Source organism: Nocardioides dokdonensis FR1436 (assembly GCF_001653335.1).
GTDB lineage: Bacteria > Actinomycetota > Actinomycetes > Propionibacteriales > Nocardioidaceae > Nocardioides > Nocardioides dokdonensis.
Map to the genome: position 1 here is coordinate 1,957,709 of NZ_CP015079.1, position 15,300 is coordinate 1,973,008.

The following is a 15,300-nucleotide window of genomic DNA, read 5'->3' on the forward strand; positions in this document are numbered from 1 at the left end:
GTGACGGACCTGACTGGCCCGACCGGCCCGAGCGCCCCGTACGGCGTGCTCGTGCTGGCCGCCACCCCCATCGGCCAGGCCGGGGACGCCCCGCCGCGCCTCGCCGCGGAGCTCTCCGGGGCCGACGTGGTCGCCGCCGAGGACACCCGCCGCCTGCGCCGCCTCACCACCGACCTCGGCATCGAGCTGAGCGGACGCGTGGTGTCCTACTTCGAGGGCAACGAGGTCGCGCGCACCCCCACGCTGCTCGAGGCGCTGCAGGCCGGGCAGCGCGTGGTGCTGGTGACCGACGCCGGGATGCCCAGCGTCTCCGACCCCGGCTACCGCCTCGTCGCGGCCGCCGTGGAGGTCGGGATCCGGGTCACCGCGGTGCCCGGACCCAGTGCGGTGCTGACCGCGCTCGCCGTCAGCGGGCTGCCCGTCGACCGGTTCTGCTTCGAGGGGTTCCTGCCCCGCAAGGCCGGCGAGCGCGCCCGGCGCCTGGACTCCCTGGCCGCCGAGGAGCGCACGATGGTGTTCTTCGAGGCCCCGCACCGCACCGAGGCGGCGCTGGCCGCGATGGCGACCTCCTGGGGCGAGGACCGGGTCGCCGCCGTGTGCCGCGAGCTGACCAAGACCCACGAGGAGGTGCGCCGCGGACCGCTCGGCGAGCTCGTCGCCTGGGCCGGCGAGGGCGTGCGCGGCGAGGTGACGATCGTGGTCACCGGCGCCGACCCGACCGCAGCCCTCTCCACCGAGCCCGCCGCCCTGGTCGCGGCCGTGACCGAGCGCGAGGAGGAGGGGATGTCGCGCAAGGAGGCGATCGCCGAGGTCGCCCGCCTGGCCGGGGTGCCCAAGCGCGAGGTCTACCAGCTGGTGCACGTGCCATGAGCGGGCTGCCGCCTCGCCCGCTGCCGGCGCGGATCACCTCCTACCGCCACGACGGCCTCGAGTTCGACGTCGTCGACGAGGGCCCCCTCGACGGTGACGTCGTCGTGCTGCTGCACGGCTTCCCGGAGCGCGCCTCGAGCTGGCACCAGGTCGCCGCCCGGCTGCACGCCCACGGCCTGCGCACCCTCGCGCCCGACCAGCGCGGCTACTCCCCGGGCGCCCGCCCGCCCCGGCGCCGCGACTACCGGCTCTCCCTGCTCACCGCCGACGTGGTCGCCCTGATCGAGCGGGTCGGCGGCCCGGTCCACCTCGTCGGGCACGACTGGGGCGCGATCGTGGCCTGGTCGCTGACCCAGGCCCGCCCCGACCAGGTCCGCACCCTCACCGCCTTCTCGGTCCCGCACCCGCGCGCGCTCGCCCGCTCGATGCGCTCCTCGCGCCAGCCGCTGCGCTCCTGGTACGTCGGTGCCTTCCAGGTGCGCGGTCTCGCCGAGCGCGTGCTGGCCCACCCGCGCCTGGCCGCCCGCATCCTGACCCGCGCCGGGATGGACGCCGACGACCTGGCCCACTTCGAGCGCGGCATCGTCGCGCACGGAGCGCTGCGTGGCGGCCTGATGTGGTACCGCGCCCTGGGCCTGGTCGACCGCGACCGGTCCGCGCGCCACGTCACCGTGCCGACCACCCTGGTGTGGAGCGACGGCGACTCCTTCCTCGACCGCGACGGCGCCGAGCGCACCGAGGAGTACGTCGACGCCCCCTACGAGCTCGTCGTGCTCGCCGGGGTCACCCACTGGATCCCCTCGCAGGCGCCCGACGCCGCCGCCGAGGCCGTCCTCGAGAGGATCACCGGCACATGAGCACGCCCGCCACCGCACCGCGCGAGGACCTCCCGCCGGTCCCGGAGCCGCTGCCGCACCCGGTCGTGGACAACCACTGCCACCTCGACATGGGCCGCGGCGACGCGCCCGCCCTGCCGGTCGAGGAGGCCCTGGTCGCGGCCGCCGCGGTCGGGGTGACCCGGATCGTGCAGATCGGCTGCGACCTGCCCGGCGCCCGCTGGGCGGTCCAGGCGGCAGCGACGTACGACGCCCTGGTCGCGAGCGTGGCCCTGCACCCCAACGAGGCGCCGCGCCTGGCCGCCGCCGGGCGGCTCGAGGCGGCGCTGGCCGAGATCGAGCAGCTGGCCGGGGCGCACCCCGGCGTCCGTGCGGTGGGGGAGACCGGCCTCGACCACTTCCGCACCGGCGAGGAGGGGCGCGCCGCGCAGGTCGAGTCGTTCCGCCGCCACATCGACCTCGCCAAGCGGCTCGACAAGACCCTGGTCATCCACGACCGCGACGCCCACGACGAGGTGCTGGCCGTGCTCGACGAGGAGGGCGCGCCCGAGCGCTGGGTGATGCACTGCTTCTCCGGGGACGCGGAGTTCGCGCGGCGCTGCCTGGACCGGGGCGCCCACCTGTCCTTCGCGGGCACCATCACCTTCAAGAACGCCGACCCGCTGCGCGAGGCGCTGGCCCTGGTGCCCGGTGAGCGGCTGCTGGTCGAGACCGATGCGCCGTACCTGACGCCGATGCCGCACCGGGGCCGCACCAACGCCTCCTACCTGGTGCCGCTGACCGTGCGGACGATGGCCGAGGTGCGCGGCGACGACCTCGCCGAGCTCTGCGCCGGCATCGACGCCGCCACGGAACAGGCGTTCGGCGGCACCTGGGGCGCGGCCGCGTCGTCCATCTGAGATCGACGTCTAGAGGGGCTGAGAGCGCCGTTCATCCCCGCGCTGACCTGCACCGACAGCTCCTCAGCAGGGGTGCTCAGCGTGGCGAGAGCCTGCTCACGTCGCGCGTCCAGGACTTGGCCGGACGCGGGGGGCTCTGGTGTGGTGGAGTACTGACAGCCGGGATCGCCATGGTCCCGCCGGTGCCGCTGGTGGCCAGCACGATCGTCGCCCGGCACTCCCGTCACTCCAGCACCACGCACGATAGTGGTGCGGCGCGGACGGGCCGCCGGCGGGGGTTGAGACCCGGACAGCTCCGACCTTGGAGAACTGTGCGACGTATCAACACCCTTGTTTCGACCGCCGCCCGCAGCCGCGTCTGGCTGGTCTCGCTGAGCGCCGTCGTCGTGCTGGCCGTGGCCGGCACCACCCTCGGCTACAGCGCGATGGCCGACACCGTCACCCTCACCGTGGACGGTGAGGAGCGCCAGCTCGACGCCCGCGCCGCGACCGTCGGCGACGTCCTGGCCGACGAAGGCATCGAGATCGGCGAGCACGACCAGGTCGCGCCGTCGCTCGGCGAGCCGATCGAGGACGGCAGCGAGATCTCCGTGCGCTACGGCCGCCCGCTCGACCTGACCGTCGACGGCAAGACCGAGACGCACTGGGTCACCGCCACCGACGTGGACTCCGCGCTCGCGCAGATCGGCCGCGGCTTCGACGGCGCCGAGCTGTCGCTGAGCCGTGGTGGCGAGCTGGACCGCTCCGGCGCCGAGCTCGACGTCGTCACCCCCAAGAAGCTGACCCTGGTCGTCGCCGGCAAGAAGCCGGTCAAGAAGACCATGACCGCCAGCACCGTCGAGGACGCCCTCGAGGAGCTCGGCGTGAAGGTCGACAAGCTCGACGAGGTCAAGCCCGGCTTCGACAAGCGCGTGCGCAACGGCGACAAGATCGTCTTCACCGACGTGCGCAAGGTGACCCGCAAGATGACCGAGTCGATCGCCTTCGGCACCGTCGAGCGCAACGACTCCTCGATGTTCGAGGGCGAGGACGAGGTCGCCCGCGAGGGCCGCGCGGGCGCCCGCAGCGCGACGTACCGCGTCACCCTGCGCAACGGCCAGGTCGCGAACCGCACGCTGCTCAGCGCCACCGTCACCCGCAAGCCCGTCGACCGCGTCGTCGAGGTCGGCACCAAGGAGCGGCCCACCGCTCCCGCCGCCCCCGCCGCGAACTACGCCGGCGGCAGCTCGGTGTGGGACAGCCTCGCCCAGTGCGAGTCCGGCGGGAACTGGGCCATCAACACCGGCAACGGCTACTACGGCGGCCTGCAGTTCAACCTGCAGACCTGGCGCGCCTACGGCGGCACCGGCTACCCGCACACGAACAGCCGCGAGACCCAGATCGCCGTCGCCACGCGACTGCGTGACGCCAACGGCGGGTACGGCGCCTGGCCGTCGTGCTCCTCCAAGCTGGGGCTGCGCTGACGGTCCGCCTGCATGAGTCCCCGGTCGACCGGGGACTCCTGCACTGGATGGGCGTTGCAACACCCGACAAGTGCAGGAGTCGCCTGACAGGCGGCCGTGGCCCGCGCCTAGGCTGGAGCCATGACTGACACCTCCGCCGGCCCGAGACTCCTCGGGCCGGCGGAGGTGCGTCAGCTGGCGGCCGAGCTCGACCTGCGCCCCACCAAGCAGCGCGGCCAGAACTTCGTCATCGACCCCAACACCGTGCGGCGCATCGTCCGCGAGTCGGGCGTCGGCGCCGACGACGTGGTGCTCGAGGTGGGCCCCGGACTGGGCTCGCTGACCCTCGCCCTGCTCGAGGTGTCCGGTCGCGTGGTCGCCATCGAGCTCGACCCGCTGCTCGCCGGCCGGCTGCCGCGCACCATCGCCGAGCACGCCCCCGCGCAGGCCGACCGGTTCGAGGTCGTCCTGGGCGACGCGATGCGCGTCACCGAGGTGCCCGGTCCCGCGCCCACCGCGCTGGTGGCCAACCTGCCCTACAACGTCTCCGTCCCGGTGCTGCTGCACCTGCTGGCGCTGCTGCCCTCCCTGGAGCGCGGCCTGGTGATGGTGCAGAGCGAGGTCGCCGACCGGCTCGCCGCCCGCCCCGGCTCCAAGGTGTACGGCGTCCCGTCGGTCAAGGCCGCCTGGTACGCCGACGTGCGTCGCGCCGGCGCGATCGGTCGCACCGTCTTCTGGCCCGCCCCCAACGTCGACTCGGGGCTGGTGGCCTGGACCCGGCGGGACCCGCCGCAGACCACCGCGACCCGCGAGCAGGTCTTCGCGGTCGTCGACGCCGCCTTCTCCCAGCGCCGCAAGGCGCTGCGCGGGGTGTTGCGCGCGCTCGCGCCGGCCGTCGAGGTCGACGCCGCGCTCGAGCAGGCCGGGGTCGCGCCGCTCACCCGCGGGGAGACCCTCGAGGTCGGCGACTACGTCCGGATCGCCGAGGCGCTCGCGCAGGTGGCCCGATGAGCCTCACGGTCCGGGCTCCGGCCAAGATCAACCTGCACCTCGGCGTCGGGGCGCTGGGCGCGGACGGCTACCACCCGCTCGCCACGCTCTACCAGGCCGTCGGGCTCTACGACGACGTCACCGTCGAGGAGCAGCTCGAGTGGTCGGTGCACCTGCGCGGCGACGGGCGCATCGACCTCGGCGAGGTGCCCTCCGGCGACGACAACATCGCGCTGCGCGCGGGCCGGGCCCTGGCGGCCCATCACGGCCTCGACCGGGCCGCGAAGGTGGAGATTCGCAAGGGCATCCCCGTCGCGGGCGGGATGGCCGGCGGCTCGGCCGACGCCGCGGCCACCCTGGTCGCGCTCGACCGGCTCTGGGACCTGCAGACCCCCGACGACGACCTGCTGCGCCTGGCCGCCGGGCTGGGCAGCGACGTGCCGTTCGCGCTCGTGGGCGGCACCGCCCTGGGCAGCGGGCACGGCGAGCTGGTCACCCCGGTCGCCGACCACGGCTCCTGGTGGTGGGTGGTGGTCGAGGACGACGCCGGCCTGGCCACCCCGGGCGTCTACCGCGCCTTCGACGAGCTGCACGCCGGCCGCGACGTCCCGACCCCCGAGATCCCCTCCGCCCTGTACGACGCGCTGGCCGACGGCGACGTCGAGCAGCTCGCGCGCCTGCTGCGCAACGACCTCCAGGAGCCCGCCCTGCGCCTTCGACCCGACCTCGCGACCACCTTCGACGACGCCCTGGCCGCCGGCGCGCACGCCGCCCTGCTGTCGGGATCCGGGCCCAGCGTGCTGCTGCTGTGCGCCGACCGCGACCAGGCCGAGGGGGTCGAGGCGGAGCTCGCCGAGCGCGGCCACCGGCGTACATCGGTGGTCCCCGCGCCGGTCGCGGGGGCGCACGTGGTGGAGTACGTCTGATGGCTGCCCCCCAGAACCTCCTCAACCTCGAGCGCGTCTCCAAGTCCTACGGCGTGCGTCCGCTGCTGACCGACGTCTCCCTCGGCATCGCCGAGGGGGAGCGGATCGGCATCGTCGGGCGCAACGGCGACGGCAAGACCACGCTGCTGGAGGTGATGACCGGGCTCGAGGAGCCCGACTCCGGCCGGGTGTCGATGTCCCGCGGCCTGCACGTGGGCTACCTGCACCAGGGTGACGAGCTCACCGACACCCACACGGTGCGCGAGGCCGTGCTCGGCGGCATGGACGACCACGAGTGGGCGGCCGACTACCGCACCCGCGAGGTCGTCGAGGAGCTGCTGGCCGGCGTCTCGCTCGACCGGCCGGTGCTCGGCCTGTCCGGTGGCGAGCGCCGACGCTGCTCGCTCGCCGCGCTGCTGCTCGGCGAGCACGACCTGATCGTGCTCGACGAGCCCACCAACCACCTCGACGTCGAGGCGGTCGCCTGGCTGGCCCGGCACCTCAAGAAGCGTCCCTCCGCGATGGTCGTGGTCACCCACGACCGGTGGTTCCTCGACGAGGTCTGCCAGTGGACCTGGGAGGTCCACGACGGCGTCGTCGACGCCTACGAGGGCGGGTACGCCGCCCACGTGCTGGCAAAGGCCGAGCGGACCCGCCAGGCCTCGGCCTCGGAGGCGCGGCGCCAGAACCTGGCCAAGAAGGAGCTGGCGTGGCTGCGCCGCGGCGCCCCGGCCCGCACCGCCAAGCCCAAGTTCCGCATCGAGGCCGCCAACGCCCTGATCGAGGACGTCCCGCCGCCGCGCGACCGGCTCGAGCTGCAGAAGTTCGCCACCCAGCGGCTGGGCAAGCAGGTCATCGACGTCGAGCACGTGGACCTCCAGCGCGGCGAGCGCACCCTGCTCACCGACGCCACCTGGCGCCTCGGCCCGGGCGACCGGGTCGGCCTGGTCGGCGTCAACGGCGCCGGCAAGACCTCGGTGCTCGCGATGCTCGCCGGCGACCTGGCCCCGAGCGCGGGCAAGGTCAAGCACGGCCGCACGATCTCGATGCGGCACCTGACCCAGCAGCTCGACGACCTCGACCCGAACGCCCGGGTGCTGCCGATGGTGGAGTCCTACCGCCGGGTCGTGAAGACCGACGGCGGCGAGATCTCCGCGACCTCGATGCTGGAGCGCTTCGGGTTCACCGGCGACAAGTTGACCGCGCGCATCGGCGAGCTCTCCGGTGGCGAGCGGCGCCGCTTCCAGCTGCTGATGCTGCTGCTCGAGGAGCCCAACGTGCTGCTCCTCGACGAGCCCACCAACGACCTCGACATCGACACCCTCAACGTGCTCGAGGACTTCCTCGACGCCTGGCCGGGCACCCTGATCGTCGTCTCGCACGACCGGTACTTCCTCGAGCGGGTCACCGACTCGGTCTGGGCGCTGCTCGGCGACGGCCAGATCTCGATGCTGCCGCGCGGCGTGGACGAGTACCTCGAGCGCCGGGCGCAGGGGGCGGCCTCCGGGTCCGTGACCGGCGGGGGCGGCGGCGTCGGCGCGAGCGACGTACCGGCCTCGAAGCGCGCGAAGCCCGGCTCGGCCGAGGAGCGCGCGGCCCGCAAGGCGGTGACCCGCGTCGAGAAGGCCATGAAGCGGCTCGACGCCCGCGAGGCCGAGCTCAACGCCCTGGTCCTCGAGCACGCCCAGGACCACGCCAAGGTCGCCACCCTCGGCAAGGAGCTCAGCACGCTGGCCGCCGAGAAGGACGAGCTCGAGCTGGAGTGGCTCGAGGCTTCTGAGCTGCTCGAGTAGGCCCGTGCGGTTTCCCCGGGTACCCGGGGATTCCGTAGGCGTTGGGGTGTTGCAACACCCGAACGCCTCCAGTTTCCCCGGGTACCCGGGGAAACCGTCAGCGCGGACGACGTCAGCGGAACGGCGTCAGCAGGGTGCGCAGCAGGTCGCCGAGGCGTTCGCGGTCGTGGGTGGGCAGGTCGGCCAGGAAGCCGCGCTCGGCCTCGATCAGGGCCGTGAAGGCCCGGTCGACGGTGGCCTTGCCCTCGGGCGTGAGGCGGACCTTCACCCCGCGCCGGTCGGCGGGGTCGGGCAGCCGCTCGACGAACCCGCGCGTGACGAGCCGGTCGACGCGGTTGGTCATCGTCCCGCTGGTCACCAGCGTCTCGCGCAGCAGCCGGCCGGGGGAGAGCTCGTACGGCGTCCCGGCGCGGCGCAGCGCGGCGAGCACGTCGAACTCCCACGACTCCACGCCCTGAGCGCTGAACGCCGCGCGGCGGGCGAGGTCGAGGTAGCGCGCGAGCCGGCTGATCCGGCTGAAGACCTCGACCGGGCCGAGGTCGAGGTCGGAGCGCTCCCGCGCCCACGCCTCGACCAGCTCGTCGACCTCGTCTCGCATGCGCCCACCCTACGCCCGTCGAGATTCTCGACGTCAAGAGACCTGCCGGCCCCCGGGTCGCGCCCCTCAGGGTGGCCCCGGGGCCACGCTCCGGGCCTCGCCCAGCGGCAAGGAAGTCTCTTGACGTCAAGACACTTTGTCTGCAGACTGTGGATATCTTGACGTCAAGAGACTCGGAGCGGCCATGACGCACAGCTGGGACCCGCAGCACTACCTGACTTACGCCGACGAGCGCGGCCGCCCCTTCGTCGAGCTGCTGGGCCGGGTGGGCGCGGAGGCGCCGCGCACGGTGGTCGACCTGGGCTGCGGCCCGGGCAACCTCACCGCCCTGCCCGCCCAGCGCTGGCCGGACGCGGAGGTCCGCGGCCTCGACTCCAGCGCGGCCATGGTCGAGGCGGCCCGGCGCGACGTGCCCCACGTCGAGGTCGAGCGGGCCGACCTGCGCGAGTGGCTCGCGGCCGGCGGCGCGAGCGTCGACGTGCTGGTCTCGAACGCGACCCTGCAGTGGGTCCCCGGCCACCTCGACCTGCTGCCCGCGCTGCTGGAGCGGGTGGCGCCGGGCGGCTGGCTGGCGCTCCAGGTGCCGGCCAACTTCGACGAGCCGAGCCACACGATCCGCGCCGAGCTGGCTGCGGAGCCGGCGTACGCCGCGCACACCCAGGGGGTGGCGGTCCCCGCGAGCCACGACCCCGCGACCTACCTCGACGCGTTGGCCCGCCTCGGCGCCCGCGTCGACGCTTGGGAGACGACGTACCTGCACGTGCTCACCGGCGATGACCCGGTCTTCGAGTGGGTCAGCGCCACCGGCGCCCGCCCGACGCTCCAGGCGCTGCCGGACGACCTGCGCCCGGGGTTCGAGGCCGAGCTGCGGCGCCGGCTGCGTGCGGCGTACGTGCCCGGTCCCGCCGGGGTGGTGCTGGCCTTCCGCCGGGTCTTCGTCGTGGCGCAGAAGGCAGGTGCGTGATGCGGTTGCACCACGTCCAGGTGTCCTGCCCGCGCGGCGGCGAGGACGCCGCACGCCGGTTCTGGGCCGAGGGCCTGGGACTGGTGGAGGTCGAGAAGCCGGTGGCGCTGCGGGCCCGCGGCGGCGCCTGGTTCCGGGCGTACGACGACGCCGGCGCGGTCGGCGCCGAGGTGCACGTGGGCGTCGAGGACGCGTTCGCACCCGCACGCAAGGCGCACCCGGCGCTGCTGCTCGACTCGGTGGCGGCGCTGGAGGCGGCCACGACGCGGCTCGAGGCGCTGGGCTTCGAGGTGGACCTGACCGAGCGGCACACCTTCGACGGCCACGAGCGGGTGCACGCGCGCGACGGTCACGGCAACCGCGTCGAGCTGCTCGCCGTCGAGGAGCACCCGCGCTGACCTGCGCAGAATGACTGGACCGGTGGCGTAACCCGGCCCCCGCTGCGGCGTTGATCAGGAGTCCTCCCCGTGCGGGGAGTCGTCAGCCAGAGGGGCCCTGATGAACGCCACCGCCAGCCTGTCCGTCGAGCCCGTGGGCGACCACGCGCCCGCGCCCGTCGCCCCGTCCGCCGCCGTTCCGCCCGCCGACATGACCGCGGTCATGAACCGCGTCAAGCGCGCGCAGGGCCAGCTCGGCGGGGTGCTGCGGATGCTGGAGGAGGCCCGCGACGTCTCCGACGTGGTCGTGCAGCTCAAGGCCGTCTCCCGCGCCCTGGACCGCGCCGGCTTCGCGATCATCTCCGCCGACCTGCGCCGCCAGGTCGCCGGCGGCGACGCCGTGAACGGCGACGACCTCGACCGCCTCGAGCGCTGGTTCCTCTCGCTGGCCTGAGCGGGCCGGGGTCCCCTGCATGAATCCCCGGTCGACCGGGGACTCATGCACTGGATGGGCGTTGCAACACCCATCCAGTACCGGAGAAGGCTGACAAGCCCGGTACGCGCCCGGCGCCAGCCCCGGCACGCGCCCGGGGTCAGGCCCCGGCGCCCTCGAGCTGCGCCGCCGCGGCGGGGTCGCCGGAGGACCGGCTCATCCGGCGCTCGACGTACTCGGCCAGCTTGGAGAGGGCGTAGTTGATGAGGATGAAGATGGTCGCGATGATCAGCAGCGACTGGATCGGGTTGTCGAGGTTCTGCGAGATCAGGTTGCCGCGACGCAGCAGCTCGAGGTAGCCCAGCGAGACCACCGCGGCCAGCGAGGTGTCCTTGAGGGCCACGACCAGCTGGCTGATCAGTGCCGGCAGCATCACCCGGAAGGCCTGGGGCAGCAGGATGGCCCGCATGGTCTGGCCGTTGGTCAGGCCGACAGCCAGCGCCGCCTCGCCCTGACCGCTGGGCAGCGAGTTCACGCCGGCGCGCAGGATCTCGGCGATGATCACGGAGTTGTAGAGGGTCAGCCCGATCACCAGGTACCACAGGCCCGGGTCGCCGGGCAGCGGGCCGAGGTCGATCTTGAGCTCCTTGAAGGCCCGCCACACCAGGACGATGGTGACGACCACGGGCAGCGCGCGGAACAGCTCGATCCACAGCACCACGGGAACCCGCAGGATGGGGCCGAGCATCAGCCGGCCCACGCCCAGCAGCACCCCCAGCACCAGGGAGAGGACGATCGCCAGCGTGGCGGCGGTCAGGGTCGCGGCCAGCCCCTTGCCGACCAGCTCCCAGACGGCGCTGAAGTTCTCGTCCGAGGGGTTCGCCCACGGGCTCCACAGCTCGCTGGCGAACTGGCCGCGGTCGTTGAGGCGCTTGGCGGCCACGGCCAGGAAGCCGACGAAGACGAGGATCGCGAGGATCGTGCCGATCCGGGCGCGGCGTACGGCGCGGGGTCCGGGGGCGTCGTAGAGGACTGAGAGCTGGCTCATCGCGCGATCGCCACCTTCCGCTCGAGGACCGCTAGCAGTGCGCCTGCGGTCAGGGTGATGATCAGGTAGCCGATCGCGACCCCGGTGAGCACCGGGATGAACGCGTAGCCCTGGGCGCTGGTGAGGTTGCGGCCCACGCTCCACAGGTCACCGCCGACCCCGAAGGCACCCACGACCGCGGAGTTCTTGAACATCGCGATCTGGACGCTGCCCAGCGGCGGCACGGTGGCGCGCAGGGCCTGGGGCAGCACGACCTGGGTGAGGGTCTTGGTGAACGGCAGGCCGATGGCCCGCGCCGCCTCGGCCTGACCGGCGGAGACGGAGTTGATGCCCGAGCGGATCGCCTCGCAGACGAAGGCGGAGGTGTAGATGATCAGCCCGATCACACCGAAGGTGTAGAAGCTGACGTTGATGCCGACCTCCGGCAGGCCGAAGGCCATGAAGAACAGCACGATGGTCAGCGGGCAGTTGCGCACCACCGTCACCCACGCGGAGCCGAAGGCCCGCAGCGAGGCGACCGGGGAGACCCGGAAGGCGGCGATCAGCGTGCCCAGCAGCAGGGACCCGACGAGCGCCCAGCCGATGATGCCCAGGGACGTCAGGAATCCCTGCCAGTACAGGTCCAGGTTGTCCAGCACCGGGCTCACGGCGGCTCCTCGGGGTGGGCCGGTGGGGACGCGCTCGCGCCCCCACCGGTCAGGGTGTGATCAGGTCAGGCGCAGGGGGCGGCTTCGGGGAGCTCGGGGGTCTCGGTGCCCTCGACCTCGCCCGCGGTGGCCTCCCAGGCCGCGACGTAGGCGTCCTCGTTGTCGGCGAGCGTCTTGTTGATGAACTCGCAGAACTCGACGTCACCCTTGGCGATGCCGATGCCGTAGGGCTCCTCGGTGAACTGCTCGCCGACGAGCTTGAAGTCGCCGTCGCTCTCGTCGACGTAGCCGAGCAGGATCACGTTGTCGGTCGTGACGATGTCGACCTGGCCGTTGCCCAGGGCGTCCTTGCACTTGTCGTAGATGTCGAAGAGCACCAGCTGGTCGTCGGAGGCCAGGTACTCCTTGATCTGCTCGGACGGCGTCGAGCCGGTCACCGAGCAGACCTTCATGTCGGGGTTGTCCTTGATGTCCTCAGGACCCTCGATGGAGTCGTTGTCCGAGTTCACCATCAGCTGCTGGCCGGCCTCGTAGTACGGGCCGGCGAAGGTGATGCGCTCGGCGCGCTCCTCGTTGATCGTGTACGTCGCCACGACCATGTCGACGTCGCCGTCCTCGATGACCTGCTCGCGGATGTCGGAGGAGGCCTGCTTCCACTCGATGTCCTCGGGCGCGATGCCCATGGCGCCCGCGATGATCTTGGCGACCTCGACGTCGAAGCCCTCGGGGACGTCCTCGAGACCGAGGAGGCCGAAGCCGGGCTGGTCGAACTTGGTGCCGACGGTCATGCTGCCGGCCTCCTTCAGCTTGGCCATGGTGGTGCCGGAATCGAACTCCGCGTCGGTGACGACCTCGGGCTCGCTGTCGGAGCTGTCGTCCCCGCAGGCGGCGAGGGATCCAGCGAGGACGAGGCCCGCGAAGGCCGCCGTGAACTTGGTCAGGCGCATCGTTCATTCTCCTTTGTCGGCTGTGCTGGGTGCTGCTGGTGCTGGGTTCAGCGGGTGGAGATCAGTGCTTGAGGATCTTGCTCAGGAAGTCCTGGGCGCGCTCGCTGCTGGGGTTGGTGAAGAACTCCTCGGGGGTGTTCTCCTCCACGATCGCGCCGTCGGACATGAAGACCACCCGGTCGGCGGCGGTGCGCGCGAAGCCCATCTCGTGGGTGACCACGACCATCGTCATGCCCCGCTTGGCGAGGTCGACCATGACGTCGAGGACCTCCTTGATCATCTCGGGGTCCAGCGCGGAGGTCGGCTCGTCGAAGAGCATCACCTTCGGCTCCATCGCGAGCGCCCGGGCGATCGCGACGCGCTGCTGCTGGCCGCCGGAGAGCTGCGCGGGGTACTTCTCGGCCTGGTGGGCCACGCCCACCCGCTCGAGGAGCTCCATCGCGTGCTGGTCGGCCTCGGCCTTCTTGACGCCGCGCACCTTGATCGGGCCGAGGGTGACGTTCTCGAGGATGGTCTTGTGCGCGAAGAGGTTGAAGCTCTGGAAGACCATCCCGACCTCGGCGCGCAGGCTGGCCAGCGCCTTGCCCTCGGCGGGCAGCGGCTGGCCGTCCAGGGAGATGGTGCCCTCGTCGATGGTCTCGAGCCGGTTGATGGCCCGGCACAGCGTCGACTTGCCCGAGCCCGAGGGCCCGATCACCACGACCACCTCGCCGCGGTGCACCGTCAGGTTGATGTCCTGCAGCACGTGGAGGTCGCCGTACCACTTCTGGACGCCGTCGAGCACGACCAGCGGTTCCCCGGTGGCGGCGCTGGGGCCTGACCCTGTCTGCTCAGCCGTCATGGCACATGACCCTAGTCACTGGTGGCCGGTGCGTGCCACGCTCAGGCTGCTCTCAGGTGGTCACATCTTCGTTGCGGTTTGGGAGCGGGACCCGGTCACGGAGGCGCCCCGGCCCGGGTGCGGGCCCAGGAACACCGGGTTGCTCAGCGCCACCGTGGCCCAGGCCGGGACCCCCTCGACGGGGTTCACGACGGGCGCGCCGTCGGCGCGGCGCACCTCGGCCCGGACGAACGGCGCGACCCCGGCCGCGACCCGCAGGGTCACCTCGGCGGCCCCCTCGGTGTCGGTCACAGCCCCGGCCAGCGGACCCAGCGGCCCCCACAGCTGGACCACGCAGCCGGGTGCGCCGGCGACCTCGAGGCGTACGTCGACCAGGTCGGTCGGGGCGGCGTCGAGGCTGTCGCCGCAGGTGGCGGTCCGGTCGCCGAGGCGGGCCTGGAGGCTCAGGTCGACCGCGGCCGACTCCGCCAGCCACGCGTGCCCGCCGCGCAGCCCGCGCACGATGGCGCCGACCGAGAGCGACCCGGCGCGCACCACGGTCTGGGCGCGCCCGACCTGCTGGCCGTCGTGGTGGCTGTCGGAGGAGCCGACGGCCGGCACGAACCGCCCGGCCACGAGCAGCGCGTGCCAGTGGCTCAGGGCGGTCTGGTCGTCGAGGGTCCAGGGGCCGTTCCACAGCTCGACGGCGTCGACGTCGGCGTAGTCGTACTGCCAGGTCGAGCCCGACGTGGGCGCGAAGGGGTGCGCGGCCACCGCCATCCCGCCCAGGGCGCGCACCCGGTCGGTGAAGCGGCCCAGCTGGTCGTCCTCGGGGCGGTAGCGCCAGTCGATCCAGGCGCCTGCGGGCTGCCCGAAGGTGACGCAGTGCCCGGCGCGGGTGGTCACCTCCTCGCCGGGGAGCACCAGGAAGTCGTCGGGCACGTGCCGGCCCCAGGTCAGCTGTGCGGAGGTGGTGTTGTGCTCGGTGGAGGCCAGGAAGTCCAGCCCGGCCTCGCGGGCCAGGGCCAGCAGGCTGCGCTGGGTGTGCCGGCCGTCGGAGTGCACGGTGTGGGTGTGCAGGTCGCCGCGGTACCAGCCCGGCCCGGTGCCGCGGACCCGGCGCGGGGCCGGCCGGGGCCGGAACCGCCGCCCCGGACGCCCGCGGTGCAGGGTGACGGTCACGGTCCACCCGACGCCGGGCGGGATGATCGTGAACGGGCCCAGCACCACGTGCCAGGTGCCCGGGGTGATCGGTCCGGCCAGGTAGCCCGGGGTGGCGCGGGTCCGGCTGATGCTGAACCGGTCGCGGGCCCCGCCGGACCAGCCGCGGAACCCGGCGGCGTCACCGAGGCCGACCCCACCGGGGTCGAAGATCCCGATGTCGATGATGTTGAAGGAGACCCCGGCGCCGGTCTCGAGCTTGTCGTAGTCGTAGGAGACCTCGATCCGCGTGGTCCCGCGCGGCACCTCCACCGGCAGCGCGTACCAGTCGGGGTCGCCGACCCCGGTGAACCGCCCGCGGTAGACCAGCCCCGCCGCCGTCGCCCCGTCGGCGTACGCCGCCGCCGGGGGCACCAGCACGGCGCCCGCGACCACGCCCAGGCCGGCCCCGAGACCAGCGCCGACCACCGCGCGACGACCCGGACCGGTCACGGGTGGGGAGGGGTCGCACACACCGCTCCAACGACCGGCCGGGCCCCGGGTGACGGA

16 protein-coding genes are annotated in these 15,300 nt (G+C 73.2%); 10 read left to right on the forward strand and 6 right to left on the reverse strand.

Features of this window, described 5'->3' with window-relative positions; all coding sequences use genetic code 11:
* Window positions 1-9: 9 nt before the first annotated feature.
* From rsmI to I601_RS09250, 7 genes are all read left to right on the forward strand, one after another.
* Window positions 10-870, forward strand: a complete 861-nt coding sequence (rsmI, locus tag I601_RS09220; protein WP_237089618.1) for a 16S rRNA (cytidine(1402)-2'-O)-methyltransferase — start codon at window positions 10-12, stop codon at window positions 868-870.
* Window positions 867-1,727, forward strand: a complete 861-nt coding sequence (locus I601_RS09225; protein WP_068108559.1) for an alpha/beta fold hydrolase — start codon at window positions 867-869, stop codon at window positions 1,725-1,727. The genes rsmI and I601_RS09225 overlap by 4 nt, the downstream gene beginning before the upstream one ends.
* Window positions 1,724-2,605 carry a TatD family hydrolase gene (locus tag I601_RS09230; protein WP_068108562.1) on the forward strand — a complete coding sequence of 294 codons (882 nt, stop codon included), beginning with the start codon at window positions 1,724-1,726 and terminating at the stop codon, window positions 2,603-2,605. Before I601_RS09225 ends, I601_RS09230 begins: the two co-directional genes overlap by 4 nt.
* A gap of 311 nt (window positions 2,606-2,916) precedes the next feature.
* Complete coding sequence (locus I601_RS21910; RefSeq protein WP_068108563.1) at window positions 2,917-4,068, forward strand: resuscitation-promoting factor; 1,152 nt, start codon at window positions 2,917-2,919, stop codon at window positions 4,066-4,068.
* A 120-nt stretch (window positions 4,069-4,188) separates the two neighbouring features.
* Window positions 4,189-5,058: a 16S rRNA (adenine(1518)-N(6)/adenine(1519)-N(6))-dimethyltransferase RsmA gene (gene rsmA, locus I601_RS09240; protein ID WP_068108566.1), complete on the forward strand. Its 870-nt coding sequence runs from the start codon at window positions 4,189-4,191 to the stop codon at window positions 5,056-5,058.
* Window positions 5,055-5,963, forward strand: coding sequence for a 4-(cytidine 5'-diphospho)-2-C-methyl-D-erythritol kinase (locus I601_RS09245; protein ID WP_068108569.1), 909 nt, complete (start codon window positions 5,055-5,057; stop codon window positions 5,961-5,963). Before rsmA ends, I601_RS09245 begins: the two co-directional genes overlap by 4 nt.
* Window positions 5,963-7,756, forward strand: a complete 1,794-nt coding sequence (locus I601_RS09250) for an ABC-F family ATP-binding cassette domain-containing protein (protein WP_068108572.1) — start codon at window positions 5,963-5,965, stop codon at window positions 7,754-7,756. The genes I601_RS09245 and I601_RS09250 overlap by 1 nt, the downstream gene beginning before the upstream one ends.
* A 112-nt stretch (window positions 7,757-7,868) precedes the next feature.
* Here the strand turns inward: I601_RS09250 and I601_RS09255 are convergent, their stop codons facing one another.
* On the reverse strand, window positions 7,869-8,354 hold the full coding sequence (locus I601_RS09255; protein WP_068108577.1) for a MarR family winged helix-turn-helix transcriptional regulator: 486 nt from the start codon (window positions 8,352-8,354) through the stop codon (window positions 7,869-7,871).
* A 184-nt stretch (window positions 8,355-8,538) separates the two neighbouring features.
* Here I601_RS09255 and I601_RS09260 point away from each other — a divergent pair, with 184 nt between their 5' ends.
* The 3 genes from I601_RS09260 to I601_RS09270 all read left to right on the forward strand — a co-directional run bounded on the left by I601_RS09260 (window position 8,539) and on the right by I601_RS09270 (window position 10,149).
* On the forward strand, window positions 8,539-9,318 hold the full coding sequence (locus tag I601_RS09260; protein WP_068108580.1) for a methyltransferase domain-containing protein: 780 nt from the start codon (window positions 8,539-8,541) through the stop codon (window positions 9,316-9,318).
* Entirely contained in the window at window positions 9,318-9,716 is a 399-nt protein-coding gene (locus I601_RS09265) for a VOC family protein (protein ID WP_068108582.1), read from the forward strand. Before I601_RS09260 ends, I601_RS09265 begins: the two co-directional genes overlap by 1 nt.
* Window positions 9,717-9,816: 100 nt before the next feature.
* Window positions 9,817-10,149: a metal-sensitive transcriptional regulator gene (locus tag I601_RS09270; protein ID WP_237089594.1), complete on the forward strand. Its 333-nt coding sequence runs from the start codon at window positions 9,817-9,819 to the stop codon at window positions 10,147-10,149.
* 139 nt (window positions 10,150-10,288) lie between these two features.
* On the opposite strand, the gene I601_RS09275 is transcribed toward I601_RS09270, so the two are convergent.
* From I601_RS09275 to I601_RS09295, 5 genes are all read right to left on the reverse strand, one after another.
* On the reverse strand, window positions 10,289-11,176 hold the full coding sequence (locus I601_RS09275; RefSeq protein ID WP_068108585.1) for an amino acid ABC transporter permease: 888 nt from the start codon (window positions 11,174-11,176) through the stop codon (window positions 10,289-10,291).
* On the reverse strand, window positions 11,173-11,823 hold the full coding sequence (locus I601_RS09280; RefSeq protein WP_068108588.1) for an amino acid ABC transporter permease: 651 nt from the start codon (window positions 11,821-11,823) through the stop codon (window positions 11,173-11,175). Before I601_RS09280 ends, I601_RS09275 begins: the two co-directional genes overlap by 4 nt.
* Window positions 11,824-11,888: 65 nt before the next feature.
* On the reverse strand, window positions 11,889-12,770 hold the full coding sequence (locus I601_RS09285; protein ID WP_068108591.1) for a glutamate ABC transporter substrate-binding protein: 882 nt from the start codon (window positions 12,768-12,770) through the stop codon (window positions 11,889-11,891).
* 61 nt (window positions 12,771-12,831) lie between these two features.
* Window positions 12,832-13,611: an amino acid ABC transporter ATP-binding protein gene (locus tag I601_RS09290; protein ID WP_068108593.1), complete on the reverse strand. Its 780-nt coding sequence runs from the start codon at window positions 13,609-13,611 to the stop codon at window positions 12,832-12,834.
* A gap of 60 nt (window positions 13,612-13,671) precedes the next feature.
* Window positions 13,672-15,243 carry a CehA/McbA family metallohydrolase gene (locus I601_RS09295; RefSeq protein ID WP_068108596.1) on the reverse strand — a complete coding sequence of 524 codons (1,572 nt, stop codon included), beginning with the start codon at window positions 15,241-15,243 and terminating at the stop codon, window positions 13,672-13,674.
* Window positions 15,244-15,300: the final 57 nt, after the last annotated feature.